General features: G+C 48.4%; 26 protein-coding genes, 1 other RNA gene, 1 pseudogene and 1 riboswitch. Of the genes and pseudogenes, 8 read left to right on the top strand and 20 right to left on the bottom strand.

Annotation, left to right across the window (positions count from 1 at the left end; all coding sequences use genetic code 11):
- Nucleotides 1-231 precede the first annotated feature (231 nt).
- Complete coding sequence (locus Q1B11_RS16175) at nucleotides 232-618, top strand: GTPase (protein ID WP_299734349.1); 387 nt, start codon at nucleotides 232-234, stop codon at nucleotides 616-618.
- A 25-nt stretch (nucleotides 619-643) separates the two neighbouring features.
- Nucleotides 644-1,345, top strand: a complete 702-nt coding sequence (locus Q1B11_RS16170; RefSeq protein ID WP_299734348.1) for a hypothetical protein — start codon at nucleotides 644-646, stop codon at nucleotides 1,343-1,345.
- A gap of 97 nt (nucleotides 1,346-1,442) precedes the next feature.
- Here the strand turns inward: Q1B11_RS16170 and Q1B11_RS16165 are convergent, their stop codons facing one another.
- Nucleotides 1,443-2,600, bottom strand: a complete 1,158-nt coding sequence (locus tag Q1B11_RS16165) for a DUF819 family protein (RefSeq protein WP_299734347.1) — start codon at nucleotides 2,598-2,600, stop codon at nucleotides 1,443-1,445.
- Nucleotides 2,601-2,822: 222 nt separating this feature from the next.
- On the opposite strand from Q1B11_RS16165, the gene Q1B11_RS16160 reads away from it, so the two are divergent.
- Nucleotides 2,823-3,251 (top strand): OsmC family protein, encoded by a 429-nt coding sequence (locus Q1B11_RS16160; RefSeq protein WP_299734346.1) that lies wholly within the window; start codon nucleotides 2,823-2,825, stop codon nucleotides 3,249-3,251.
- Nucleotides 3,252-3,274: 23 nt separating this feature from the next.
- Here Q1B11_RS16160 and Q1B11_RS16155 read toward each other — a convergent pair.
- From Q1B11_RS16155 to Q1B11_RS16105, 11 genes and pseudogenes are all read right to left on the bottom strand, one after another.
- Nucleotides 3,275-3,978 (bottom strand): annotated as a pseudogene (locus tag Q1B11_RS16155) (IS1 family transposase).
- Between the two features lie 49 nt (nucleotides 3,979-4,027).
- Nucleotides 4,028-4,576: a hypothetical protein gene (locus tag Q1B11_RS16150; protein WP_299734345.1), complete on the bottom strand. Its 549-nt coding sequence runs from the start codon at nucleotides 4,574-4,576 to the stop codon at nucleotides 4,028-4,030.
- 121 nt (nucleotides 4,577-4,697) lie between these two features.
- Nucleotides 4,698-5,549, bottom strand: coding sequence for a DUF72 domain-containing protein (locus Q1B11_RS16145; RefSeq protein ID WP_299734344.1), 852 nt, complete (start codon nucleotides 5,547-5,549; stop codon nucleotides 4,698-4,700).
- 3 nt (nucleotides 5,550-5,552) lie between these two features.
- Nucleotides 5,553-6,152 (bottom strand): recombination mediator RecR, encoded by a 600-nt coding sequence (recR, locus tag Q1B11_RS16140; protein ID WP_299734343.1) that lies wholly within the window; start codon nucleotides 6,150-6,152, stop codon nucleotides 5,553-5,555.
- Nucleotides 6,153-6,228: 76 nt separating this feature from the next.
- Nucleotides 6,229-6,555, bottom strand: coding sequence for a YbaB/EbfC family nucleoid-associated protein (locus Q1B11_RS16135; RefSeq protein ID WP_299734342.1), 327 nt, complete (start codon nucleotides 6,553-6,555; stop codon nucleotides 6,229-6,231).
- A gap of 30 nt (nucleotides 6,556-6,585) precedes the next feature.
- Nucleotides 6,586-8,730 (bottom strand): DNA polymerase III subunit gamma/tau, encoded by a 2,145-nt coding sequence (gene dnaX / locus Q1B11_RS16130; protein ID WP_299734341.1) that lies wholly within the window; start codon nucleotides 8,728-8,730, stop codon nucleotides 6,586-6,588.
- 166 nt (nucleotides 8,731-8,896) lie between these two features.
- An RNA gene (gene ffs, locus Q1B11_RS16125) (signal recognition particle sRNA small type) lies at nucleotides 8,897-8,993 on the bottom strand.
- Between the two features lie 222 nt (nucleotides 8,994-9,215).
- Nucleotides 9,216-10,607, bottom strand: a complete 1,392-nt coding sequence (locus Q1B11_RS16120) for an MATE family efflux transporter (protein ID WP_299734340.1) — start codon at nucleotides 10,605-10,607, stop codon at nucleotides 9,216-9,218.
- Nucleotides 10,608-10,711: 104 nt separating this feature from the next.
- Nucleotides 10,712-11,278, bottom strand: a complete 567-nt coding sequence (locus Q1B11_RS16115) for a TMEM165/GDT1 family protein (RefSeq protein WP_299734339.1) — start codon at nucleotides 11,276-11,278, stop codon at nucleotides 10,712-10,714.
- A 1-nt stretch (nucleotide 11,279) separates the two neighbouring features.
- Nucleotides 11,280-11,459: riboswitch (yybP-ykoY riboswitch) on the bottom strand.
- Nucleotides 11,460-11,688: 229 nt separating this feature from the next.
- The gene (pncB, locus tag Q1B11_RS16110) at nucleotides 11,689-12,858 is read right to left on the bottom strand and encodes a nicotinate phosphoribosyltransferase (RefSeq protein WP_299734338.1); all 1,170 of its coding nucleotides are present in this window, start codon (nucleotides 12,856-12,858) and stop codon (nucleotides 11,689-11,691) included.
- An 11-nt stretch (nucleotides 12,859-12,869) separates the two neighbouring features.
- Nucleotides 12,870-13,544 (bottom strand): isochorismatase family protein, encoded by a 675-nt coding sequence (locus Q1B11_RS16105; RefSeq protein WP_299734337.1) that lies wholly within the window; start codon nucleotides 13,542-13,544, stop codon nucleotides 12,870-12,872.
- Between the two features lie 104 nt (nucleotides 13,545-13,648).
- On the opposite strand from Q1B11_RS16105, the gene Q1B11_RS16100 reads away from it, so the two are divergent.
- Complete coding sequence (locus Q1B11_RS16100; RefSeq protein ID WP_299734336.1) at nucleotides 13,649-14,323, top strand: NUDIX hydrolase; 675 nt, start codon at nucleotides 13,649-13,651, stop codon at nucleotides 14,321-14,323.
- Nucleotides 14,324-14,481: 158 nt separating this feature from the next.
- Here the strand turns inward: Q1B11_RS16100 and cysS are convergent, their stop codons facing one another.
- Both cysS and Q1B11_RS16090 read right to left on the bottom strand, forming a co-directional pair.
- Nucleotides 14,482-15,864 carry a cysteine--tRNA ligase gene (cysS, locus tag Q1B11_RS16095; RefSeq protein WP_299734335.1) on the bottom strand — a complete coding sequence of 461 codons (1,383 nt, stop codon included), beginning with the start codon at nucleotides 15,862-15,864 and terminating at the stop codon, nucleotides 14,482-14,484.
- A gap of 207 nt (nucleotides 15,865-16,071) precedes the next feature.
- The gene (locus Q1B11_RS16090) at nucleotides 16,072-17,745 is read right to left on the bottom strand and encodes a glutamine--tRNA ligase/YqeY domain fusion protein (protein WP_299734350.1); all 1,674 of its coding nucleotides are present in this window, start codon (nucleotides 17,743-17,745) and stop codon (nucleotides 16,072-16,074) included.
- A 184-nt stretch (nucleotides 17,746-17,929) separates the two neighbouring features.
- On the opposite strand from Q1B11_RS16090, the gene Q1B11_RS16085 reads away from it, so the two are divergent.
- Both Q1B11_RS16085 and Q1B11_RS16080 read left to right on the top strand, forming a co-directional pair.
- Nucleotides 17,930-18,436 (top strand): peptidylprolyl isomerase, encoded by a 507-nt coding sequence (locus tag Q1B11_RS16085; protein WP_067522018.1) that lies wholly within the window; start codon nucleotides 17,930-17,932, stop codon nucleotides 18,434-18,436.
- Complete coding sequence (locus Q1B11_RS16080) at nucleotides 18,437-19,165, top strand: UDP-2,3-diacylglucosamine diphosphatase (protein WP_299734334.1); 729 nt, start codon at nucleotides 18,437-18,439, stop codon at nucleotides 19,163-19,165. It abuts the gene before it with no gap.
- Here the strand turns inward: Q1B11_RS16080 and Q1B11_RS16075 are convergent.
- The 3 genes from Q1B11_RS16075 to Q1B11_RS16065 form a co-directional block, all read right to left on the bottom strand.
- On the bottom strand, nucleotides 19,136-20,017 hold the full coding sequence (locus Q1B11_RS16075) for a hypothetical protein (RefSeq protein WP_299734333.1): 882 nt from the start codon (nucleotides 20,015-20,017) through the stop codon (nucleotides 19,136-19,138). The two genes, Q1B11_RS16080 and Q1B11_RS16075, sit on opposite strands and share 30 nt — an antisense overlap.
- 44 nt (nucleotides 20,018-20,061) lie before the next feature.
- On the bottom strand, nucleotides 20,062-20,730 hold the full coding sequence (gene miaE, locus Q1B11_RS16070) for a tRNA isopentenyl-2-thiomethyl-A-37 hydroxylase MiaE (protein WP_299734332.1): 669 nt from the start codon (nucleotides 20,728-20,730) through the stop codon (nucleotides 20,062-20,064).
- 204 nt (nucleotides 20,731-20,934) lie between these two features.
- Nucleotides 20,935-21,609, bottom strand: a complete 675-nt coding sequence (locus Q1B11_RS16065) for an OmpW family outer membrane protein (protein WP_299734331.1) — start codon at nucleotides 21,607-21,609, stop codon at nucleotides 20,935-20,937.
- Between the two features lie 287 nt (nucleotides 21,610-21,896).
- Here Q1B11_RS16065 and Q1B11_RS16060 point away from each other — a divergent pair, with 287 nt between their 5' ends.
- Nucleotides 21,897-22,757, top strand: coding sequence for a universal stress protein (locus Q1B11_RS16060; protein ID WP_299734330.1), 861 nt, complete (start codon nucleotides 21,897-21,899; stop codon nucleotides 22,755-22,757).
- A 530-nt stretch (nucleotides 22,758-23,287) separates the two neighbouring features.
- A complete protein-coding gene (locus tag Q1B11_RS16055; RefSeq protein ID WP_067522001.1) occupies nucleotides 23,288-23,560 on the top strand; it encodes an HU family DNA-binding protein in 273 nt (90 codons plus the stop codon).
- 96 nt (nucleotides 23,561-23,656) lie between these two features.
- Here the strand turns inward: Q1B11_RS16055 and Q1B11_RS16050 are convergent, their stop codons facing one another.
- From Q1B11_RS16050 to Q1B11_RS16040, 3 genes are all read right to left on the bottom strand, one after another.
- Nucleotides 23,657-23,986, bottom strand: coding sequence for a helix-turn-helix domain-containing protein (locus Q1B11_RS16050; protein ID WP_095210618.1), 330 nt, complete (start codon nucleotides 23,984-23,986; stop codon nucleotides 23,657-23,659).
- Between the two features lie 151 nt (nucleotides 23,987-24,137).
- Entirely contained in the window at nucleotides 24,138-24,308 is a 171-nt protein-coding gene (locus Q1B11_RS16045) for a DUF1427 family protein (RefSeq protein ID WP_095210617.1), read from the bottom strand.
- Between the two features lie 73 nt (nucleotides 24,309-24,381).
- Nucleotides 24,382-25,632 (bottom strand): NupC/NupG family nucleoside CNT transporter, encoded by a 1,251-nt coding sequence (locus Q1B11_RS16040; RefSeq protein ID WP_299734329.1) that lies wholly within the window; start codon nucleotides 25,630-25,632, stop codon nucleotides 24,382-24,384.
- Between the last annotated feature and the right edge of the window lie 273 nt (nucleotides 25,633-25,905).

Genomic DNA, 25,905 nt, shown 5'->3' with positions numbered 1-25,905 from the left:
GGGTTCTGAAAAATAACTGTGCAAAAAGCGACCAAGTCAACTTTCAAATGCTCTTACATGTTTTGTCCCGTACATAGCACCAGTACATCCCGACTGAGTCATCCATAAATTGCGACATAATCTCTGGTAGTAATCCGCGGATAAAAAATAACACCAGCTAATGGTTACTTGGTTAACTCTCTGCACCCGTTTTTTGGTTTATTTGTCAGTAGTATTCTTAAGGGTAAGATTGTGAATCTAGAAAACCTGCTCGATGACGCCCTAGAGTACGCAACTAAAGATCAAGGCCACGTCAATATTCTTATTGCCGGGCGATCTGGCGTCGGCAAAAGTACACTTATCAATTCCGTATTCCAGTCTGATTTTGCTGAAACCGGTAAGGGAAAGCCCGTCACGCGCAACACAGTGGAAATAGTTAAAGAAGGCTTTCCATTGTCCATCTTTGATACCCGGGGGCTGGAAATGACCGAATTTTCCGACACCCTCGGTGATCTTGAGCGCATTGTTTCACATCGATGCAGTGACAAAGACGAAAGACGAAAGACGAAAGACGAAAGACGAAAGACGACACATTCATTTAGCCTGGATTTGTATTCAAGAAGATGGCAGACGCATTGAAGACGCCGAAATCAATCTCCATGATATGTTATCCAAATATATGCCGGTGATTACCGTCATCACCAAAGCCCGTTCAGACAATGGCTTCAAAGCAACCGTCGAGAGCCTGATGACGAAAAGCCGAAGGTTCGCCAGAGTTCGCGCTTTGGAAGAGAGCCTGGATGACGGCTACCAGCTTCCGCCAATGGGGCTCGAAACACTGATCAGTTTGTCTTCAGAAGTGATACCTGAAGGGAAACATAGAGCCCTTGCTGCAGCCCAAAAGGCAAACCTGCACTACAAAAAAACGCAATCTGTAAAAATCGTTCTTGCGGCAGCTAAAGCAACCGTAGCGGCGGTCGGCAAAAAGCCCATTCCACTCTCAGATGCTGGCGTTCTTGCTCCAATCCAGATAGGCATGATTGCCGGCATCCGCTCAATCTTTGGCATAAAGCTGGCTAAAACCGATATATCCTCACTGGTGTCGTCCGCCATTCAAGGAGAAACACCGATATTCCGGGAAAAGGATATTCTTACCAATGTACTGAAACTGATCCATCGAGAAGGCACTGCCAGCGGCGGCATCATCTCAGCTGCCACAGCAAGTGCCATTACCGTTGCACTGGGTGAAGCCTATATCTCGGTACTGAGCACATTCCAAACCAATCAGCCGGACAAGGTTCCAGATAGCTACTATATTTCGAGCAAATTACGAGAAAGTTTGGAAGGATATGAACTGGGCATGTAGCCTCGTTGAAAGCCACTCAGGCTGCAACACCCTGATTACTGTCAATATATGGAAAGGCTTTGATACCCACACCAAGTATCAAAGCCTTTAAACGTGACTAGCTCAGCATCTGCAAAATTTCACTGACCGTTAAGCCAACAAACGAACCAATCATAGAACCAATCAACGCCATAATAATGGCAATGGGCATCAGGTTCTTGTCGTAAGCAGCCGCAACCACCGCCGCAGAAGGGGCACTGCCAATATTGGCAATAGAGGCTATACCACACATATGCAGGTTCATGCGCAGTAAACGACCAAGTAATAATAGCAGGGCTCCATGAATCGCAAGTATCATGACACCGGACAATAAATACATTGGCGCTTTGGTAATCGCACTCAAATTCACCTCTGCACCAATCAACGCCACAATTACGTAAAGCATGATGGAAGAGATTTCATCACCACCACCGAGTTTTCCAACCGGGGTTGAGGCCAGAGCGATACCCGCTACTGAAGAAATAATAATGGCCCAAACCATTGGATTCAGCAGTCCAAATCCGGCAATAACCCCACCAAAATGATGAGACAACGCCGCTACGATTAATGATGCACCAAACATCAGCATCAATGATTGCGTATCGGTTTTGCCAGTTTGCCCCAAACCAGACAACCGCTCCATCACCTCATCAAGCCCATTGTCTTCAGCTCTTAAAAACGTCTGTAATCTGGCTTTGAACGGTTTTAGAGCAATAATGAGGATCAGCCAGAAGGAATAACACAGCGCCCCCATCAACAAGGTGTAAGCCATGGCCGAATCGCTAACGTCCAGCGCTTGCTTAACCGCCACAAAATTCTGGGTCCCCCCTGTCCAACCTGCAGACATCACACCAAATGTCAATGGTGTTTCATCGCCCAGGAAAGTGTTCATCAATAGATAAGTGACGACGAAACCAATCATGATGGTGACGGTAGAACCCAGCATTAATAAAATCAGCCGGGAGCCCAGTTTTCGAATGATGGAAAGGTCAAAACGAAGCGACATAAGGAACAACATGGCAGGGATCAAATTATCTCGAACCGCCGCCCGTGCTACAGCGACTTCCGGCGTCATTTGCCATACACCTGCCGTGTATAAAGCCATGGAGCCAAACATCACAAGAACGATACTGGGGAACCATTGAAAAAAACGGCTGGGATAGCGTTGCTCAATCCAAACCAGAAAACCACACAGCCCGGCCATGACGGCGATGAAAGGGAACCCCGTCGTTATCATATTCGACATCCTTAATGTTGTTTTTCTACAGTGTCCAGAGCCATGCCAAATTGATTTAAAAACACAAAAAACACCTGAAATCAGGCACTTGAACAGTAAAAGCCGGCAGCTACTGGTTTGTGCGAAGAATAAGCCAGCTGGCTAATGTTGCTTTGACCGGCATCAATAAATGCATCCCAATGTCTGGCTATTCTCTGCACCAGCAATTAACCGGAGTTATGAATGAAAGCTACGATTCAATGGACAGGCGACAAAGGGTTCGCTTGCGAAACGGAATATCTTGAAGGACCTCATCAGTTCCACATGGATGCACCCACCAAGTTTGGTGGCAAAAACGAAGCCGCTTCACCAATGGAAATGTTGCTCGCAGCAGCAGGCAGCTGTGCGGGTATTGATGTCACTTCCATCCTTGCCAACTCGCGACAGAACCTGAAAGATTGCAGAATCGCCCTCACCACAGAACGTGCACCAACACCGCCCACTGTTTTCACCAAAGTTCATATGCATTTTGATCTTTATGGTGAGAACCTATCCGAAAGAATGGTGGAGCGCGCCCTGCAACTCACCTTCGAAAAGCATTGCTCCGTTTCCATTATGATGATTCGCTCAGGCACGGAAGTTACCTGGGATTACACGATTCATGAAGCCTGATTGATTGCTTTGAAGGTAAAGGTTCAGAAGAGTTGATAGTACTCTCGGTAGATAAACTCTCCGATCACTTTGTCGTGAACTTCTTCTGACCTTGAAAAGCAGATAGACCTGCGACACAAGCGCTTCAGACGGGTTCTGAAATTGAGGTTTTGCCGTTCTATACGCTGAGTAAAATGTTTACCAATAATATGCTTCTCTTCTGGCAAGAGCTTCGCATAAAATGGCCAATCATCCGTACACTAGAACTCAAAACGATAGGGCTTCAGCAGGTTGAGTAGCTTTTTCAGAGTTGAATTCGTTCTGCGACCAATAGCGTGTGTAATTATCCGTTTGAACCGAGGTTCCCAAGCGTACCAGAGCCAGCGCTGATTCTTCTTACTCCCAACAAAGCTCCACTGCTCATCCATCTCACAGATCAACTAAACCTTTGCGTTTTCAAATGGGAGCTCTGTTGCTGATGGCGGAGATAGCTTTTTAAGTGGGCGATGACAGTGGTTCGGCTTATTTTGAGGACTCGCTCAATATCCCGGACGCCTGAGCCATTATGCGTGAGCTAAACAATCTGTTCGTGAGTTCCTGACTGGTTAGCGTTGTAGAGGTAGTCCAGCTGAAAGGTTTTATTGCAACAGCGGCAAAGAAATCGTTGAAGCCCTGATCTGGCTTTCCCATTTCTGACAATATCATCAGTTGTACGACAATGAATGCATTTAACTTCAACAAGAGCCATACAAAAGCCATAAAAGTACAGAACAAAACTAGCAGAATAGCAGGCTTTATTAATGCTTCCCCTCCATCAACTCTTCTGAACCTTTACCATTTTTTGAGCCTACATACTCCCTAACTTTATTTAACAGTACCTGATCATCATCTTCAAACTCATTATGAGACAAAATTATTCCTATATCCTCCTCCAACTCCACCCTCGCCTGCTTGAGCTCGCTAGGGACTTCACAAGTATGTTCAATAAAATCGGCAGGATACTTATCACTATGAGATTGAACATATTCCATATAGCGAACAAATCTAAACGATTCTAAAGCCACACTCAAATCAAGCATCATTTTTTCACCATTTTTTGGTGAAATAATATCAATCTTTCTACCACTCAGTTTTTTAAAAAAATCAGGTTCTGAGCTGTACAAATCTGACGCTTCGTAATCCTGTAGAAATTTAGACTCATTGCCATCTTCCTTTTTAACCTCTAAGCCAAATGATAATTGCTTGTTGTCAGGTAGATTAGAAGCATTAGTTGCAGCGCTGGACTCTCCTACGTCAAAACCTGTGTTATTTAAAGGCACATCATGACTTCCCCCAACAGATGACATTTATGGATCCTCACTTCAGCTTGATTATTAAATATCATTATTTAACTCTCTATAGAGTACGAGCACTTGGAAAAAGTTCATGGAAGGTAATACAAACACCTAATAACCTGTCGTTTGATTATTAGATAAAGTTCAGTTGCTCAGGATGAATATTCATTCGCAAAGACTCCCAGCCAGAGAGCTGATTCATTGTTGTGTGGAAGGCATTAGCTAATGCCGGAACCTCTGAATTACAAGGGCTATGCATAAAAAAGAATGGCTGCTTACCTTCTGTCGTCCATTCCAGCATTTTTTTTCGCCAGGGCTCCAGATAAGGATGATCATCGGTGGCATTCCCGATTCCTATAAAACGAACGATGGGGTATTGCCCCGTTGCGATAGCATGCACAGGCAACCGTGGCTTTTTTCTCTGAGCATCCCGTTCAAGTTCATTACGAGGATCTTTGGCAAACAACGATCGGCTATCAAAACAAACCCTATCAACATTTAACGACATTAGCAGTCTGTTTAACGTTCGCTCCTCATCGCCTTTCTGAAAAAAGGCTGAATGACGCACTTCTACGGCATAAGAATAAAGGGATGGGAGCTGAGCGAGAAACCGTTCAAGCTCTGGTAGACGACTTGGGGTAAACGATTTAGGCAACTGAATCATAAATGGCCCTAGATAAGACGCCAACGGACTCAAACGTTCAAAAAACAGGTTTACTTGTTCACTGGGCTGGAGGCGTCCGCTATGGGTAACTTCACGAGGTAACTTGAAGCAGAACCGAAAACCATCTTGCAGCTGAGAAAGCCAACTGGCAACGGTGTTTTCACTGGGCAAGGCATAAAAGGTGGTATTCCCTTCTACCGTATTAAAAACCTGGCTGTAGTGTTGCAGATAAGAGCGGCTGTTGGCATTACCGGGGTACAAACTCCCCACCCAATCCCGATTGCTCCACATGGGTAAGCCGAGATGGTAAAGAGCGCTCATCAATCAAATCTCAACCCGTTTACGACCAGCCAATGCATGAGCCAGTGTACCGCCATCCACAAACTCCAGTTCACCACCCAGCGGTACACCGTGCGCAATACGACTGGTAGCAACGCCCAGGGTTTTCAACTCTTCCGCAATGTAGTGAGCGGTGGCTTCGCCCTCCACGGTTGGGTTGGTGGCAAGAATCACTTCTTCTACCTGATTGTCGGTTGCTGTCTGCAGTAGCTGATCAATGCCAATATCATCCGGCCCAATGCCATCAATGGGCGACAAATGTCCCATAAGCACAAAGTAACGACCACCGTAGCCACCCGCCTGCTCAAACGCCATGACATCAGAAGGATTCTCGACAATACAAAGCAGTTTCTCATCCCGGGATGGGCTGGCACAAATCTGACAGACGGGTTCTTCCGTCAATGTACGACAGTGTTTGCAACGCCCAACACCATCCGCAGCCTGCTTTAAAGCGACCGCAAGACGAACAGCGCCATCACGGTCACGCTCCAGCAAATGCAGCGCCATGCGCTGTGCTGAACGTGGCCCCACGCCGGGCAGGCAGCGCAAAGATTCCATCAATTCCCTGATCATCGGGCTGAACATAGAGTAGACCTGAACGTAAACCTGAACTTAGACAATAATGCCGGCATCACCTGATGGCGATGCCGGTAACATTAATTTAGAAAGGGAGCTTCATACCTGCAGGCAAACCCATGCCTGCCGTCAGTGCGCCCATTTTTTCTTTGTTAGTGGCTTCGATCTTACGCACTGCGTCGTTAACCGCTGCAGCAATCAGATCTTCCAGCATTTCTTTGTCTTCTTCCATCAAGCTTGGGTCGATGTCCACTTTGCGGATATCATGACGGCCGGTCATTACCACTTTGACCAGACCAGCACCGGATTCGCCGGTGACTTCCGCATTGGCCAGCTCTTCCTGGAGCTTTTGCATATCTTCCTGCATTTTCTGGGCCTGCTTCATCATGTTGCCCATGCCACCTTTAAACATATAAACCTCTGCAATCAGTCGTTTAAAAATCTATTTAATCACATTGCCTATGGGCTGGATGCTGTCATCCAGCACCGTGGCGGAAAAAGCCTCAACCAGGTTCTGCACCTTGGCATCGGAATAAATACTGTCTTTCGCTTCCTGCTGACGCTCTGCGATTTTACGCTCTCGCCAGGCGGCAGGAGTTTCACCAACAATACGACCAGTGTCAATTGTCAGGGTAATGGACTGCTCAAAATACTCACCCAACGCCTTTTCAATGCGCTGCCGATGGGTGTCGTTATACAACGTGCTGCGTTCAGCATCTAGACGCAGCGCAATAGTGCCCTGCTCTTTCTGCACCAACTCACAGTGAGAACCAATGGTGCCGGTCACACCACCGAGCGGCAAGCCACGGTATACTTGAATCCAGCTGGCTTCATTCAAGGCATCGAAATCCACCCGGTGTTCTTTTGCGGGTAACTCAACAACGGCTCTGACGGGGGATGCCTGGGGCTTAATTTCTGGAGCGCTGACAACCGGTTGCTCCTGAACATAAGATGCTTCTGCACTGTTTGAAACCGCCGTTTCTGCTGACCATTCCGGTGGAGGCGCATCATTAAAAGACTCTTCCTGCCCATAATGATCTGCCTGCTCATAAGCGGATATCGGCACTTCTTCCATGGCCGGTGGTGCATGGTTATCCGGTACTTGAACGTCCACCAGTGAAGATGGCGGCGTTTCTTGTTGAGCAGCTTCTTGTTGAACCGCCTTTTGTTGAACAGTCTCTTGCTGAACAGCTTTTTGTTGAACGGTCTCTTGTGGCTGATCGTCGATGACCGGAGGCTCAAAGTTATCTTTGACAGGCTCCTGTGTCTCTGAGTGTTCTTCTACTTCCACCAGCGCAGCAACCTTCTCCACAACCTGCTGGTCATGGGCAGGCGACTCAACCACTGGCTCTGGTGATGATAGATTAACTGCCTCAGGCTCCGGATCTGAGGTTTCACCCTCAGCCAGAGAATCAGACGACTTCGACTGAGTATTATCGTCAGAAGACGTCGGCGACGGTGTTGTTACCGCAATCTTTAATGTTTTCGGTGCCACCGGCGCACCATCCGGTCGGAATGCCAGCATCCGCAACAACGCCATTTCAAAACCGCTTCTTGGGTCTGGCGCTAATGGCAGGTCTTTTTTCCCCACCAAACCTATCTGGAAATACAGTTGGACATCTTCTGCCGTCATCCCAGAGGCCAGTTCCAGAATTTGCTCCTGATCACCCTGACTGTTATCCACGGCATCGGGCACCGCCTGAGCAATGGCAACACGATGCAGCATGGAAAGCATGTCATCCAAGACGGCAAGATAATCGGGAGAATGCTCAGCCAACGTGGCAACCGATGCTAATACATGGGCTGCGTTTGCGGAGGCCAGAGAGGTGACCATTTTCAGCACCTGCCCTTGATCGATGGTGCCCAGCATGGCACCGACGTCGACTTCGCTGACCTTACCATCACCAAAAGCAATGGCCTGATCCGTCAGGCTAAGGGCGTCCCGCATACTGCCATCCGCCGCTCTGGCCAGTTGCCATAGGGCGGGGGTTTCAGAAGGAATCTGCTCCTGCTGAAGTATGTTTTCCAGATGCCCAACAATCCGTTCCGGCGTCATGTTCTTTAAACTGAACTGAAGACAACGAGACAAAATAGTGATGGGCAGTTTCTGCGGATCCGTGGTTGCCAGCAGGAATTTCACATGGGGAGGCGGCTCTTCCAGCGTTTTCAACAGCGCGTTGAAGCTGTGGGCGGAGAGCATGTGCACCTCGTCAATCAGGTACACTTTGTAGCGGCCGCGAGTTGGCGCGTACTGCACGTTATCCAGCAACTCCCGGGTGTCTTCCACCTTGGTGCGGGAGGCTGCATCCACTTCGATCAGATCAACAAAACGACCGTCATCAATTTCTTTACAGGAAGAACACTGACCGCAGGGTTTGGAGCTGACACCCTGTTCACAATTCAGACACTTGGCAAATATCCGGGCGATGGTGGTCTTCCCAACGCCCCGGGTGCCAGTGAACAGATAGGCATGGTGCAACCGGTTCTGATCCAGAGCATTAACCAGCGCTTGTAGAACATGAGATTGCCCGACCAGCTCCTGAAAAGAGCGGGGCCGCCATTTACGTGCAAGAACCTGATAGCTCATTGAGTCGCGTTAATACCTGAAAGATGTACGATAGAATGCATTCTATGCTAACCAAGAAGACCTTGAAATGCACGAGTTAGACTGGATGTAAGCGAAGGAAGAAGATATTTGCCGGAGAACCCGAAGCAGATGCAAAAAAGATGATCCAAAAAATATTGGAGGCAAACCCTGTCAGCCACACCCCGGCACATAACGTCACCACTACCGTTGCTCCCTTCCGGGCCTGGCGGAGTTCGTGGTTGATTATTGCGGGGGAACCAACAGGGTTCACCATAAAGACCGAAGACATCGCGTCTCGATGCAGCGCATTCTCCACAAAACTCTGCCCGACGTCAACTCCCTATATTCCACTCTATACCCAAAGCATTTCAAGTTGCTACGCGGCGGCAAACGAGTGAATCCCCATGAGCTTACAGCTAGTAAGTGATTGGGGTGAGCGAAAGCAGCCAACAAAGTAGCAACTTGAAAGGCGACGGGTATAATACTTAAATTGCCGGCGTCAGCGGTACAATCGCATCCTGCCTGGTCAGCATCTCTTTTTTCAGACGTGATCGATAGTTTCTCAATAAAAAGACACTGCTCTGCAGCACCAACAAATCGGCGATCAGCACATTGGCCCAGACAAACGTGTTATCAATAGCCAAAGGCAACAGCAATAAGCCAGCAACGGGAAAGACCAGGCTGCGCAACAAAGATAACAAACTGGACGCCTTAGCTCGGGCGGTAGACTGATACACCGTCATCATCAAAATATTAATGCCCATGGGAATAGCAGCAAAACCATAAAGACGCATGGCCCACCGCCCAAGCTCAATCATTTCCGGCGATGGATTGGCAACAAATGCCGACACCACCTGCCCGGGAAACAGCACTACTACTGTGGCAAAACCGGCACACAAAATCACAATAAGCACTAAACCCAGGTTCAGTGTTTCAAGAATCCGATGATGCTGACGAGCACCGTGATTGAAACTCACCAACGGCTGAACCGCCTGACACACGCCGTATACCAACAAGCCCAGCAGCCACATACAGTTCAACACGACAGTGTACACCGATAGGTACAACGCACCGCCCAAACTCAGCAGAATCCAGTTAGAGGCCAGAATCACAATCCCCACCGACGCTTCCATAAACAAAGTGGGCAGCCCAGTCATCAGAATCAGTTTGATTTCCCGCATCCGCAACCAGGCAAAACGAAGTTTCAGATTGGCAGAGCCACCACGGAAATGCAGCAGTTGAACACCTGCCATCGCCAGTTGCGCTAGACCCGTAGCCAAGCCTGCACCAAACATCCCCCAGTGAAAGACCATCATAAACAGCCAGTCTAAAAAGACGTTCAATGTCGCACTGGCGATCATGGCTTTCATAACAAGCGATGGGTTGCCATCGTTACGGACAAAATTAGACAACACCCAACCAATAGCATACGGCGCTGCAAACCATGTAAGGGCAATCACATAATCTTTGGCCATGGGTGCCAGATCACCCCGGGCACCAAAAGCCATGATAATTTCATCCGCCCAGATCATGGTGACCAATGTCAGGCTGACCATTACCAACGTCACCAAGGTGAGTGCTTGCTGAAACAGCTTCTGCCCTTCTTCTTTATTCCCTTCACCAAAACGAATACTCATCACGGCGGCACCGCCCACACCAATCATCATGGCGATGGCAAACATAAAGGAGAAGTAAGGTAATACAAGATTAATCGCAGCCAGCCCCTGCTCACCCATGCTGTGCCCGATAAACATAATATCCGCGACAATATAGAGCGATTTAATCACCATGCCGGTAATCGCAGGCATTAAAAAATGGCGAAAACATTTACGCACCGGGTCTTGCCCGAGATTCAGGGGTGCAATGGGTTGTGGCATGGACATATCTCGAAGGAAACCGTTGCCAGAATGAACGGCAACGGGATTCTAGAGACACTAGGTTTGGAGGGCTATGAGTGGAAACCGATATTAGGCGCCTGTCGTCAGATCAATGCGATCACACCTAGCACCGCGAATAGTAGCGCGGCTCCTCGACGAATCCAATTCAGCGGTAACTTATTGGCCAGTTTCTCTCCAAAAAATACGACGGGCACATTGGCCAGCAGCATGCCAACCGTTGTGCCAATAATAACCATGGTTGTCGCTGAATACTCCGCCGCAAGCAGTATCGTCGCCACCTGCGTTTTGTCGCCTATTTCAGCGATAAAGAAGAGAAATGCGGTGGTAAAGAAAACCCCATAGCCATTCATGGTCGTTTCTTTTTCATCCAATTTATCAGGAATCAACGCCCATAGCGCCACAGCAAAGAAGGAAGCCGCAACAAGGTATTGCAGAACATCAGGGGAAACCCAGTCAGTTACCAAGCTGCCAACCCAGGCCGCAGCGGCATGATTCAACAGGGTTGCCAGCAGAATCGCCAGCGTAATCATCCAGGGAGCACGGAAACGAAGTGCAAGCATCAAAGAAAGGAGCTGGGTTTTATCGCCAATCTCTGCCAGAAACACGACAAAGGTAGAAATAGACAGCGTAGAAAGTGAAAGCGTTTCCATGAACGAACCAGGCGGGAGCAATTCAAGTGGCACAACCGACCTCCCGCCATGGGGCTCAGCTATACCACAGGTCTTGTCCAGCATATTCATATGCTGCTATCGCCATGAGCATTGAGGCTCAAGCATGTTGACGATAGCTACCGCTGTTACAACGGTCAGACTACTCCCCCGAGGTAGGAAGGAATTTACAGAGATCACATCATAAAATCAAACAGTACTCTTCCGTATAATCAACCAAGGGTTTGCCCTGAAATAGCTTCGACATTTGGAACTCTCTATCCGTTCACCCTGAGCGGAGTCGAAGGGTGCTTACCGCGATCCCTCATGGCTCGGGGGTCACATCCTTCGACAGGCTCAGGACGAACGAATTTTGAATACTACGAAATGTAGGAGTTATTCAGTGACTATTCCTAAGCCGCACTTAATCGATAATCAAAAGTGGATTTCAGCAATTCAATATAAGCCGGATCTTTGCACAGTGTTTTACCAGGACTGTCAGACAGTTTTGCAACCGGGCTGCCATTGAGCTCGGTCAATTTCAAAACAATATTGGGGGCTTTATACCCCATATCATTGGTCAGATAGGTTCCTATACCAAAGCTGACGTTTATTTTGTCAGCAAACCATTGATGGATATCCAGCGCTTTTTCAAAGTTCAGTTTGTCACTGAAGACCAGACTTTTTTCGCGGGGATCAATACCCAACTTGCGATAATGATCGATAGCCAACTCTCCCCAGATAACAGGATCACCGGAATCGTGTCGCATTCCCTGGTAAGCATGAGCCAGGCCAACATCAAAGTCTTTCAGAAAGGCTTCCATACTGATGGTATCCGTCAAGGCAATACCCAGCTGGCCATGATACTCCTCCAGCCAGACATTCAACGCATCCTGCTGACTGGTGCGCAGGCTTTCACCTAACACCTGATGAGACTGCAGCCATTCGTGAGCCATGGTGCCCACCGGTTTCAACCCCAGACTTCTCGCCAGATTTAAATTACTGGTTCCTACAAAGTTCTGAGGCAAACGCTGCTTTAACGTTTCCACTACGTGATAATGCCAATCCCTGGAAAAACGACGACGGGTACCGAAATCCACCAACTGAAGACGGCTGCCTTCTGGCAAACGTTTCAGTTTCTCATCTAATCGCGCCTGCCCCTGGGCAATCACATCACCTTGAAAACCATACCCATGGAGTTCACTGATAATCGCCAGCAGGAAAATCTCAAAGTGCGTAACCTCACTCCATAAACCTTCTACCGAGATCAATAACTGCCCGTAGTGCTGCTCTATGGAAACAGCGTTTGGGTCTAGCCGGAAACGACTGAGATAGCCCAGATATTCTTCACTGATAAATGGCAAGTTCGATAACCACTCCAGCTCATCAGAGCCGAGTCTCAGGTCGCCAAGAAATTCACACTGTCGTTTAAGGTGCTTTTTGGTCACCGCCAGTGTTTGCTCATCACGACAGTGAAACTCCATGCGCGCCCATGCATCCGGATAACGCCGGAACATCGACTGCTGCATGGTGTATTTGTAGAGATCGGTATCAAGAAGGGTTGGTATGACAGGGTGATCCATATACCCCTCCATCAGTTAGCAACGGTATCAGCGGCGACATCATCAACGGACAGCTCTGTAACACTGTCAATCATAATGGCGCCCGCTGATTTTAATTCTTCAAGGGCTGAAACTACAGTACTTTCACCCAGCCCCCGGCAGGCAGCCCGATTTATATAAACGACAAAACCCGCACGACGCAGTTGCAACGCCGTGGTTTTTACACAGAAATCCAGCGCAAGGCCGCCCACTAATACGGTTGTAATACCGCGGCTTTTCAGGAACTCAATAACACCGGTACTCATTTTTTCTTCGAGATCGTGAAAACAGGCGCCATAAGGATGAATATTCGTTTCGACACCTTTCCAGACAAAGTAATCATACTCCGTTACATCCGGCAGGCCATCTACCAATTCAAAACCCGTGGTGCCCGGAACGGCATGGAGATTCCAGCGAAGATCCACATTCTTATAACCTTCAATCGGTGTTAACTGAGGGGATTCTTCCGTAGCTACCCATACGGCAGTGGCAGGATGTGCATCCTTGGAACCCACACGGACAGCCGCCAATTCCGCCTGACGATTCAATTCATCAGCTATCAGGTGCCCTTCTGGAACCGGCAGTTCATCAGGGCAAAGCGGAGTGAAACACTTCTGGGCGTCCACATCAAAAGCGGCTACGGTCTCTCGGGTCCCTATGGAGTACATATTTTCACCGTGACAAAAGGAATCAAGTTCACTAACATAGTGAATCATGTTCCATAAGCTGTCAACCACGCTTCTGTGAACTCGCTATCAATGAGGGAGCGCCAATGAGCTTAAGTACCGCCTTAATATCTGTTGATCTGGTTGTCTTTCAACTGAGTGAAAATGGAGAGTTACAGGTACTGGGCCATGAAACGCCAGAATCCCCAAAACCACGCCTGCCCGCCGGTCGAATTGATGCCAGTGAGGATCAGTGCCTGGAAGATACCGCCAAACGACAATTGGCTCGTTTTATCTCCACGCCCGCCAGTTATTTTGAGCAGGTAGTAACCATTGGCGATAACCAGAGAGATTCTCGCGGATGGTCAATGACCGTCGTCTATTACGCACTGGTTCGCCCCTGCCCCAATAACATTATTGAAAGCAGCGCCCGATGGATTGATATGTCGAAAGGCTTGCCTGTTACATCGTTAGCGTACGACCACGATCAACTGGTAACAGAAGCCCTTGAACGTTTAAAGAATAAAATTCAATACAGCGTACTTCCGCTGTATCTTTTGCCGGATGAGTTCATTCTCTCGGATATTCAGAAAGTCTTTTCGGTGGTGCTGGGCAAAGCACCACCCATGCGCTCTATTCGCAACCGTTTTCTCAGCTGTGATATTTTGCAGGAGACGGGAGACAAACGTTATGGCAGTAATCGGCCAGCGGTGCTGTACCGCACCAATCCTGATTCAAAGCAGTGGTTGTTTGATCGGCTTTATCAGACAGTAAAGATGTGAAAAGGCCACAAACCTTGTTGCTCAGGTTATGAGCTGCGTAGGTCGGTAAACCTGCAAGGTTTGCCGACAATATCACAGGAAATGCAACAATGGGATGTGGGTCACGTCGGCAAACCCGTTGGGTTTACCGACCTACCCTATTGGGAACAAACGCTCAACTAGCGCTCAATCTTCCAGGTCGTACCTTCACGACTGTCCTGCAGAATAATGCCCTGCCCTGCCAGCTCGTCGCGAATGCGATCGGATTCCGCGAAGTCACGGTTTTTCTTGGCATCCGCACGTTTCTGAATCATTTCTTCAATCCACGATTCATCCACGTCGGAACCGGACTTCAGGAACGCTTCCGGACTTCCCTGAAGAATGCCCAGAATACCGCCCAGTTTCACCAGCAGTGCCGCCAGAGGCAGAGCAGCGGTTTCGTCCTGACTGCGAACGGTATTCAGATGGCGCACCAACTCAAACAATACCGCCAGAGCTTCTGGTGTATTAAAATCGTCGTCCATCACTTTGAAGAAGCGTTGCTCGAACTCATGATCTTCCGCTGCAGCAACACCCGTCAGATCCAGCCCTTTTAAAGAAGTGTAAAGACGCTCAAGGCGAACACCGGCTTCTTTCAGGCTCTCTTCTGAATAGTTGATGGAGCTGCGATAATGACTGGAGATCATAAAGTAGCGAACCAGCTCTTCGTCGTATTTATCCAGCACTTCACGGATGGTGAAGAAGTTGCCAAGGCTTTTGGACATCTTCACGTTATCCAGACGAATGGCGCCAGAATGCATCCAGGTGTTCACGAAGGTGGCATGATTGCAAGCTTCGCTCTGGGCGATTTCGTTTTCATGGTGGGGGAACTTCAAATCCGAACCACCGCCGTGTATATCAAAGGTGTCACCAAGGCAGCTTTTGCCCATCACAGAACATTCGATGTGCCAGCCCGGGCGACCTTCACCCCAGGGGGAGCTCCAGCTTGGCTCACCCGGTTTGGCGCCTTTCCAGAGAACGAAATCCAGCGGGTCTTCTTTTTTCTCTTCCACTTCGATGCGGGCGCCGGCTTCCAGCTCTTCCAGAATTTTGCCAGAGAGTTTGCCGTAACCATCAAACTTGCGAACGCGATAATAAACGTCACCGTTCCCAGGTGCGTAAGCAAAACCTTTTTCGATAAGCTGCTCGATCATCTCCACCATGCCCGGCACGTATTCTGTGGCTTTGGGTTCATGGTCTGGCGGCAGGTTGCCTAAACGCTGAAAGTCTTCCTGCATGGCAGCAATCATCCGACCGGTTAATGCCATGAAGTCTTCACCGTTTTCCGCAGCTCGCTTGATGATTTTGTCGTCCACATCGGTGATGTTGCGAACGTAGGTCAGATCATAACCCCGGGCGCGCAGATAACGGGCCACCACATCAAAAGCCGTGACCGTGCGAGCGTGACCAATGTGACAGTAGTCGTACACAGTCATACCACAGACGTACATACGCACATGGTTGTCTTCCAGCGGGGTAAACGGCTCTTTTTTTCGGGTCAGGCTGTTATAAATCTGCAGCACTTTCTATTTTCCTGTTTTCAATTTTTGCCACATCTTATGGCTCCCATGCTCCGAGGCTGTCGCAAAACTCCAGAAACCTCGTTCCCATGCTCCGCGTGGGAATGCATACCCCAAACATCAGGGTGTCCGGCTCCCACGCAGAGCATGGGAACCAGGGGTTTTGCGACACTCTCAGACCGTGGGAACGAGGTGCTTGGGAGCTTTAAATCAAGCTTTATTTGCCCAGGTATCTTTCAGACCAATGGTCAGGTTGAACACTGGGTGTTCTGGCTTGTGATCAAAACGATCGGCGACAAAGTAACCTTCCCGCTCAAACTGGAAGCCCTGCTCTGGTTCTGCATTCACCAGAGATGGTTCTACCCATGCCTGCTTCACCGTCAGAGATTCTGGATTGATGTGATTCAGGAAGTCCTCATCACCACGATCCGGAGACGGATGGTTAAATAGACGATCGTAGATTCTCAGCTCTGCCTGCTTACCTTCGGTGGCAGACACCCAGTGAATCACACCGCGCGGACGGATACCTTCTGGCGGATCTTCACCCACAGTGCCCGGCACATAAGACGCGTGAACTTCTTTGATCTCTCCGTTTTCATCACGAATGACATCATCAGCCTTAATCACATAGGCACTTCGCAGACGAACGTATTCACCAATGACCAGACGCTTGAACTTCTTACGGGAGAGCGTGGTGTCTTCGGTAAAATCTTCCTGATCAATATAGATCTCACGGGTAAACGGCAGTGTACGTTGACCCAGCTCCGGACGGTTTGGATGCGCCGCTGCGATCATTTCCTGCACTTCGCCTTCTGGCAAATTGGAAATCACCAGCTTCAGTGGCGACAATACTGCCATGGCACGAGCCGCATTGGTGTTCAGGTCGTCACGAATGGCGTGTTCCAGCATGGAAACATCAGCAGTACCATCGGAACGACTCACGCCCACCATATCGGCGAAACGACGGATCGACGCTGGCGTATAACCACGACGACGCATACCGGAAACCGTTGGCATGCGGGGGTCGTCCCAGCCGTGCACTACCTTCTCATCCACCAGCTTCTTCAGCTTACGCTTGGAGGTGACGGTGTAGTTCAGGTTAGTACGGGCAAATTCGTACTGCTTCGGTTTTGCCGGCACCGGCAGGTTTTCGATAAACCATTCATAAAGTGGACGGTGATCCTGAAACTCCAGGGTACATATGGAGTGTGTGATGCCTTCAATGGCATCTTCCTGACCGTGGGCAAAATCGTAACTTGGGTAGATGCACCATTTATCGCCGGCCTGGTGATGAGGCACTTTGCGAATTCGATATAACACCGGATCACGCATGTTCATGTTCGGGCTTTGCATATCGATTTTGGCACGGAGAGACACTTTGCCTTCTTCGTACTCCCCGGCGCGCATTTTTTCAAACTCCGCCAGATTGTCTTCCACACTCTTGCTGCGGTGGGGGCTATCCACACCGGGCTTGTTGAAGTCACCACGGTTGAGCCGCATGCTTTCTGCGTCCTGATGATCCACATAGGCTTTGCCTTCGCGAATCAGGTGCAGCGCCCACTCATAAAAGGTATCAAAGTAGCTGGAGGCATAACGAACGTCGCCGGACCATTGAAAACCGAGCCACTTCACGTCTTCCTGAATGGCATCGACGTAAACCTGTTCTTCTTTCTCCGGGTTGGTGTCGTCGAAACGAAGATTGCACTCACCCTGGTACTTTTCTGCCAAACCGAAGTTCAGGCAGATGGATGTCGCGTGGCCAACATGGAGAAATCCATTGGGCTCCGGCGGAAAGCGCGTGTGAATACGAGGCACCCGGCCTTCGGCCAGGTCTTTTTCAATAATCTGTTCCAGAAAGTTTCTGGCTTTGTCGGTAGCAGTCATTGTCACTGATGCGTCTTTGGAGGGTTATTGGTGATAGAACATCACCATAATCGGGCGAGATTATCATATCCGCAATCTCTGTAAAACAATCCGATGCCCGACGTGTTTTACACGGACGGCAGAAACACCTAAAATCCGTTGCTTACCGCTGCAAAAGCGGCCTGACTAACGAGAGTGGTTCCCCATGGTTGTACTACACACGAATTTTGGTGACATTAAGTTGGAACTGGACGCAGAAAAGGCGCCTAAAACCGTTGCCAACTTCCTTGAATACGTAAACAGCGGTCACTTCAACGAGACCATTTTTCACCGGGTAATCGATGGCTTCATGATTCAGGGCGGCGGATTCGAAGCCGGCATGAAGCAGAAATCCACCAAAATGGCGATTGAGAACGAAGCCGATAACGGTCTGAAGAACGAAGCCGGCACCGTCGCTATGGCCAGAACCATGGACCCGCACTCTGCGTCTTCCCAGTTCTTTATTAACGTTAAAGACAACAGCTTTCTGAACCACACCTCTAAAAGCCCAGACGGCTGGGGTTACTGCGTATTCGGCAAAGTGGTTGAAGGCATGGACGTGGTCGAAAAGATCAAGAAAGTGAAAACCACCATGAAAGCTGGTCACCAGGATGTGCCGGTAGAAGACGTGGTGATTGAATCTGCAGAAGTACTGGAAACTGCGGACGCCTGAATGAAGGCGCTGTTTATTTCAGACCTCCATCTCACACCAGATTGCCCGGCGGTTGCCCGGGCTTTCTATACGTACCTTGAAGAAAGAGCCATGGAGGCAGACGCCCTCTATATTTTGGGTGATTTCTTTGAGTACTGGGTGGGCGATGATGCCATGGACGAGTTTCAGCACGATATTGCCCGCCGGTTAAAAGTCTATACAGACAGTGGTCGGGCGGTTTATCTGATGGCTGGAAATCGGGATTTCAGTATTGGCAAAGGATTTTTAAAAGCCACCGGCGCCCAATGGCTGAAAGACCCTTCTTTAATCACCGTTAATGACCACAGAATCCTGTTAATGCATGGTGACCTGCTGTGCACTGAAGACCGACAATATCAGCGATATCGACGTATTATTCAAAACCCGTTGGTGCTGGCTCTGCTGAGGATGACATCCCTGAACTGGCGCAAATCGCTGGGTCAGAAGATTCGTCATAAAAGCAAACTGGCAAAAAAAGGCAAAGTGCTGAGCATTATGGATGTATCCGAGCCTGCCGTGAGAAAAGTGATGGAGAAGTATCAGGTCAACACGTTGATCCATGGCCACACCCATCGGCCCGACATTCATCAGCACTCACTGAACAGTGGAACCGGGACACGTTATGTTCTCGGGGACTGGACGGACAAAGGCTGGGAAATCGAACTCAGCGAGCATGGGCTGTCACTGAATGCGTTTCCGATCAACCTTTGAATAAACATCATCAAAGCGCTTGATGACTGACTCAGGCAAGTAACTCTTCAAGTGCTCATTCATCCGTTCACTTGAGCCATTGGAGGCCATCAGATCGATCCCCCAAAGCAGCCCCAGCATCAGAAAATCAGCGCTTTTTTCACTACCCCCTCCCTTGAATGATCGGTGATGGGAGTCAATATTCAATTCAAGCTCAACAAGTGTTGAGCTCATATTCTCTCTCTTTTCAACCAGCTTGCCAAAACAGGTCTGAAAAGCATCACTTTGATAAAAAAATGCCCGCCGATTATTGCTGTTTGGATTACTTACCCAGTGCCAGTTTGAAGCAAGAAACAGAGGCAGGCTTGACCTGTCAAAATAGCGGTTGACCTCTTTGCCTCGGGCATGCAGATATAACAGGATGTACAGATAATAAACGACAGTTTGCACTACATCACTGGAAAAGCACCCCTCAAGAGCAAGGCCATGATCTCGCTTCTTATCTTTATTTCTAGCACTTTTAGCCAGTTCATCAGATTCAAAGCTGTCTGCCACTTCTTTCTGCAAGCTTTCAACAGAAGGCAGTAACACATCATCGCTAAAGGCACTTTCAAATACCTGCTTCAATGTCTTTTCGCAGCGGTGATCAAACTTTTGGATAGAATAACCACTGATTCTTGTCAGCCGCTTCATCAAACTAGAAACCGAAGAAAAATCAGTAATTACATATTGCTCTATCGGTTTTTGCAGATGATCATTCTTGTCCGGATTAAACAACTTTTTCTGAGGCGCTTCCTGGTGATCATCATCATTTATTGCAGTCTCTTTAGTAAAACCCGGCGACAGGCGTCTTTCCGGTATCCCTTCCGGCATAATCACACCCCTTTATTAACGCAAACTGAAGAGGCATATCCTCATCAATCAGCGGGGACACCACTGTGAAAACGAAACGTGGCATCCTGTGATTCAATAGCACCTTGCTCTTTTGCTGCAAATACCTGAACTCGATCAACAATTGACTCTCCACAAATAGACTCGGCAAGGGCAAGATAATCCTGAAAATGGCGGCTCTCGGATTTCAATAACGAACGATAGAATTTCGCCAGTTCTTCATCAAGGTAAGGCGCCAGAGCAGAGAAACGTTCGCAGGAGCGGGCTTCGATAAAAGCGCCCATAATCAGCGTATCGATCAGTTTTGCCGGCTCAAAGGTTCGTATCTGCTGACTCATCTCACCAGCATAACGCCCTGCTCCCAGGTAGGTATAAGGAATATCCCTTTTCGCCATTATCGCCAGCACCTGCTCATAATGCCGAAGCTCTTCACGGGCAAGACGGGACATTTTATTCAGAAGATCCAGCTGGTTTACTCGTTGAGCCTGATCAAGCGCTTCTTCTCTTTTGGCAGACCAGGATTGCCCTGAACGATAACGACTCATTATCGCTATAGCGCTCTGGGCCGCTTTTAATTCATTATTGGCGTGATCAATCAGAATCACCGGTAGATTTTCCGGCTTTCGGGCCTCTTCAATCCAGGCATCCGGAGTACGGCAGGGAAGGAATTCTAGAATAGGCGATATATCGGTCATAACTGGCTCGCTGTTTGGAGCCGGTATGTTATCACAAGGAGCTTTAGGAGTAGCAACGGTCAGGACATATCATCCAGCGTTTTCTTTTTCTTATACATCATCAGATCAAGCATGCCCACCTATCATCAGGCACATTTCCTAACAGAAAAACCACAGTCAGAGTCACCAACTGCGGTTTCGATTTTACTGAACAGTGCTCGTTCGTTAGAACTTATAAGCGACACCCGCCATATACACCCACGGGTCGATTTCTACGTCAATCTTATAGTTTGTGCTGCCATCAATACTCTTGAATGTACCGGTTGTATCAATATCCATGTACCAGACCGCCGCATTCAAACTCCAGCTTTCATCAATTTGATAATCAAAACCAGCTTGAGCGGTTAAACCCAGCGAATCATCCAGCTCCAGACTTTTGAAGCTACCCTCATTTCCTTTGATAAATTCTTCATCAAAAAAGACAGTGTAATTCAAACCCGCACCCACATAAGGCTGGAAACTCGATTCTTTACTCATTGGGTAATACTGCACACTCAGCGTTGGTGGCAGATGTTTGGTTTTCGCAAACTCACCCAGGCCTGCAATTCCACCTTTTCCTTTTAGCTTGTGGGAAAACGGCGTGGCCGCCAACAACTCAACACCAATGTTATCCTGAATCATATAAGTCAGAGTCAGTCCAACCTGAGTATTGCTGTTTAAATCAACAGTACTGTTGGATTGCTCAGCACCATTGGCATAGAGATTTCCGCTATCAACATTCGGGCTAACAGTGGCAAGGCCACCACGAACAATGTAATCCCCTGCATCGTAAGCCTGCACCGCACCGGACAACAAAACAGATGCACTGATGATAGCGAGTGACAGGTTGTTTAATTTCATTTTTTATCCTTATTTGTCAGCGTCGTGTAATTAGTTTGCAGGGGCAGTGTATTAATTCAACAGCTGATATTTATTGATTTGGATCAATGTTTTTCAAACAAGAAAAAACAAACTTTCTCATTACATTTCTCACTTTTTTAATGAAATCTTTATTTGTTTATTTAATGATCATAAATTCCGATAAACTTATTGACCCAGATCATTAAAACACCGGTTTGCCTAATGCATCATTGAACAATATAAATAGAAATATAAACCATTAGTCACAGTAAGGGAGACAGACAACAATGCGTGGAATCAAACGAGTTCTAGTGGTTGTTGATAGTCGAAAGGATCAGCAACTGGCACTGGCAAGAGCAGCTCAAATCTGCCGGATCGCCAAGGCCGCCATGCACATTCTGGCGCCCAATCCTAAAGCCTGCGCCGAATCCATGACGCGCCTGGAAGCCATGGCTAAACCGCTGATGGAAGAAGGTCTGGAAGTCTACCTCCATGAAACCTGGAGCGGCTCTGTGATCGATACAATCATCCATATCCGTCAGATGGAACGCTGCCATTTGGTAGTGAAAGACGCCAAGCTGATGACCACACTTCAGAAAGCGTGTGGTACGGCGGAAGACTGGAGCCTGCTCCGTCGCAGTCGGGTGCCTGTATTACTGGTTCAAACCGAAGGTACCTGGCAGAACGGCGCTATGGTGGCATCCATCAATGCCGATCCTCGGGATTACTACCACAGCATTCTGAATCAGGCGATTCTGCAATACGCCAATGATTTCGCCAATGGCTTTTCTGCAACACTGCACCTCGCGTCTGCTCATCCAACCGTGATGATGGCCATTCAGGATCATGGTGACGGTAAGGTGGATAAAGATCATCATATGCGCCAGAGCAAGGAATACGCGGATGAGTATGGTCTTGAGGAGAAAAACCTTCATGTTCGCCCCGGGCCGACGGAAAGCATGGTGCCTGAGCTCATTGAGGAGATTGATGCCAAGCTGCTGATTCTGGGTACCCATGCCCGCAAAGGCATCAGCGCCATCGCCATCGGCAATACGGCCGAACAGCTGATCGCCGATGTGAAGACCGACATCCTGATCCTGCAACCCAAACATCATATGATCCCGCTAGAGCGTGAACTGGATCATTAATACTTAGGATTTATCCTGAAATAACTTTCACATTTCAATTATCGTTGTCCGTTATCCGATGTCCGAAAAAGCTGGAAGCATCCTCGCTTTTGCGGGTCACGGATTACGGGCTTCGGATAGCGGTCTCAACGACGCTTCAAGACCTCAATAAATGTGGACCATATTTCGGGACAGCTCCTAGCCTTCCATGCTGTCTGACTATAACTGACAGGCAGCATCAAATTCCTGCCCTCTTTCTGAAAAGCTTCTATATTGTCTAAGTGACTTTTGATCGTGAATGGCTAAGCTCTAAACGCCGGCCACCAAAACATCAATAGTTGTTATTTCCTCTTTTAAGAGTATCAGTTTCGACACTGACTCTTATCGCCACTCAGGTTTAGCCCTGAGTCAATCACTACCGGAACCTGTTGATAGCGTCTGCCTATGATTTTCCTGCGTATTCCTCACCTTTCGCTGAACATGACTGGCACGCGCTAGAACAGGTTTCTGGTATTTCTTTCCACATAACTGGTAATTTCCTGAGACTGGATATGAACAAGAAAGAATTGGTAGAACAAGTCGCCGAACAAGCCAACCTTTCCCGCAGCAAAGCGGAACTGGTGGTTAACGCTTTCGTCCATCAGACCCAGGAGTCCCTGGCCCGGGGAGGGGTTGTGCAGCTTATTGGGTTTGGCACCTTCTCAGTAACCGACCGGGCGGCTCGAAAAGGCCGAAACCCGCAAACAGGCCAGGAAATTCATATTCCCGCCTGCAAGCTACCTCAGTTCAAACCCGGTAATAAATTTCGGGATCTGATCAAGTAGGTCGTTCTGAAATAAATGAACACATAAAAAAAGCGCCTCAGGGGCGCTTTGTTAAATTCAAAAGAGCTTCAAACTTCTTGGTATGTACCTAAAAAATTACCCCATTGCTCGCATCACATTCAGAATGGCTCTTTTCTTCATCAACGTCATTCGATGCAGCTGATTAATAATCTCATCATCCACATCAGAATCATTCACGCCATCGCCCGGATGGATCAGGTACTGATTTCCCCTCCCCGTCGCCAACCATTCAAAAGAGACATTCAGAACCTCTGACATTTTCCTCAGATTCTCCAGGCTCGGGCTGCTCATGGCGGTTTCCCACTGAGCTAAAGCACTTCTGGATACACCAATCATATCTGCCAGCGCCTGCTGGGATAATTTTTTATCCTTCCGTGAACACAATATCCTTGTTGTCAGATCCATCACTTACTCTCAAGAAATCCGTATCAAACAGCAGACATAAAATGTGTCGGCCACAGAAAGGAGTTCTTTCAAAACAATGGATATTCACTGACCAGTGGAAAGGACGGAGCATAAACCTCTTCCGTGAGGTGCCCTCCCTGAGATTAAAGCCTCAACCAGAAAAAAGCGCGATCAACTCGCGATGACAGAGAAATCCCAGGTACACACCGACAATCCCCATAACACCAGCAAGAGTCGGAGGCGCAGGAATAGGAAGGCGGAGAAAGCTGAAGAGAACACCAACAGCAAAGCCGGTAAACGCGGCAAGAAAGACGGAATACATAAAACGGCTCCAACACAATTGAAACAGTCTTAGTTATAGGTCATACCGAGGAGGTATGACCTATAAAATCACATTACAGAGCCAACATAAGGCCTGCAATGGTCGCACTCATCAGGTTAGACAGCGTACCAGCACACACCGCCTTGATACCCATACGGGCAATATCCTGACGTCTCTTTGGTGCCATCACGCCCAGACCACCCAGCAAAATCGCGATAGAAGAAATGTTAGCAAAACCACACAGCGCGAAGGTGATGATCACCTGTGTACGCTGAGACAGCATTTCAACACCCGCGGCAGCCGCTGCTTCAGGGTTCAGATACTTAACAAAGTCCAGGTAAGCCACGAATTCGTTCACCACGACTTTCTGACCGATGAAGCTACCGGCAGTGACGATCTCATTAAACGGGACACCAATCAGGAAAGCCAATGGGCTGAACACATAGCCCAGAATGATTTCCAAGCTCAGATCAGGGTAACCAAAGAAACCACCACCCCAACCAATAATACCGTTGATCATGGCGATCAATGCGATAAAGGCCAACAGCATGGCACCGACGTTAGCCGCCAGCTTCATGCCGGAAGACGCACCAGAAGCCGCCGCATCAATGACGTTGGCAGGCTTTTCATCAGCGCCTTCTTCATCAGAGAGTTCGGAGTCGTCTGGTGTTTCGGTTTCTGGCTTGATCATCTTAGCCATTAACAGGCCACCTGGCGCCGCCATGAAGCTGGCAGCAATCAGGTATTTCAGTTCAACACCCAGACCGGCATACCCCGCCAATACGGAACCAGCCACAGAAGCCAAACCACCCACCATGATGGCAAACAGCTCAGAATTCGTCATACGACCAATGTAAGGACGAACTACCAGAGGAGCTTCAGTTTGACCAACGAAGATGTTAGCCGTCGCCGACAAGGACTCTGTACGACTGGTGCCCAGTAATTTCTGCAGCGCACCACCGAGAATCAAAACGACTTTCTGCATAATACCCAGGTAGTAAAGAACCGCCACCAGAGAAGAGAAGAAGATGATGATCGGGAGTACGTTGATGGCAAAAATAAAGCCCAATTTAAAGTTGCCCAGATCACCAAACAGGAAGCCAATACCATTATTGGCGTAGCTGATGACATTACTGACAACATTGGAAACATTACCCAGGATTTCCTGACCCAGCGGCACATAAAGAACGAGGGCGCCCAGACAGACCTGAATGGCAAACGCGCCACCCACCGTTCGAATATTTATGGCTTTCCGATTATCGGAAAGCGCAAAGGCAATGGCCAGCAAGCCGGCTATGCCTACGAAACTCATCAGGATTTCCATGAGGACTACCTACCTTCAAGTGGAGAATGGTTCTGTGAATTAGATTTTGCGGGCATTGTATAATCAGACTTACAAAAACAGAACAGTTTCATAACAAACTTGATCAAAAGAAGGTCAGAACTTATCCAAACATTGAGTTGAATCAACATTTTTTCGAAAAACTGATCCAGAACCGGCAAGCATCTTGCTTCAAATCAATTCAACGTGCATTCAAAACAATTTACTGCCGGCTGACAATTGCGGGAAGTACGAACGTTGTCCATAAAGTATTTT

It is taken from the genome of uncultured Endozoicomonas sp. (genome assembly GCF_947495845.1).
Classification (GTDB): domain Bacteria; phylum Pseudomonadota; class Gammaproteobacteria; order Pseudomonadales; family Endozoicomonadaceae; genus Endozoicomonas.
Note: the sequence above shows the minus strand (reverse complement) of the source record. Positions and strands in the feature narration are given on the sequence as shown.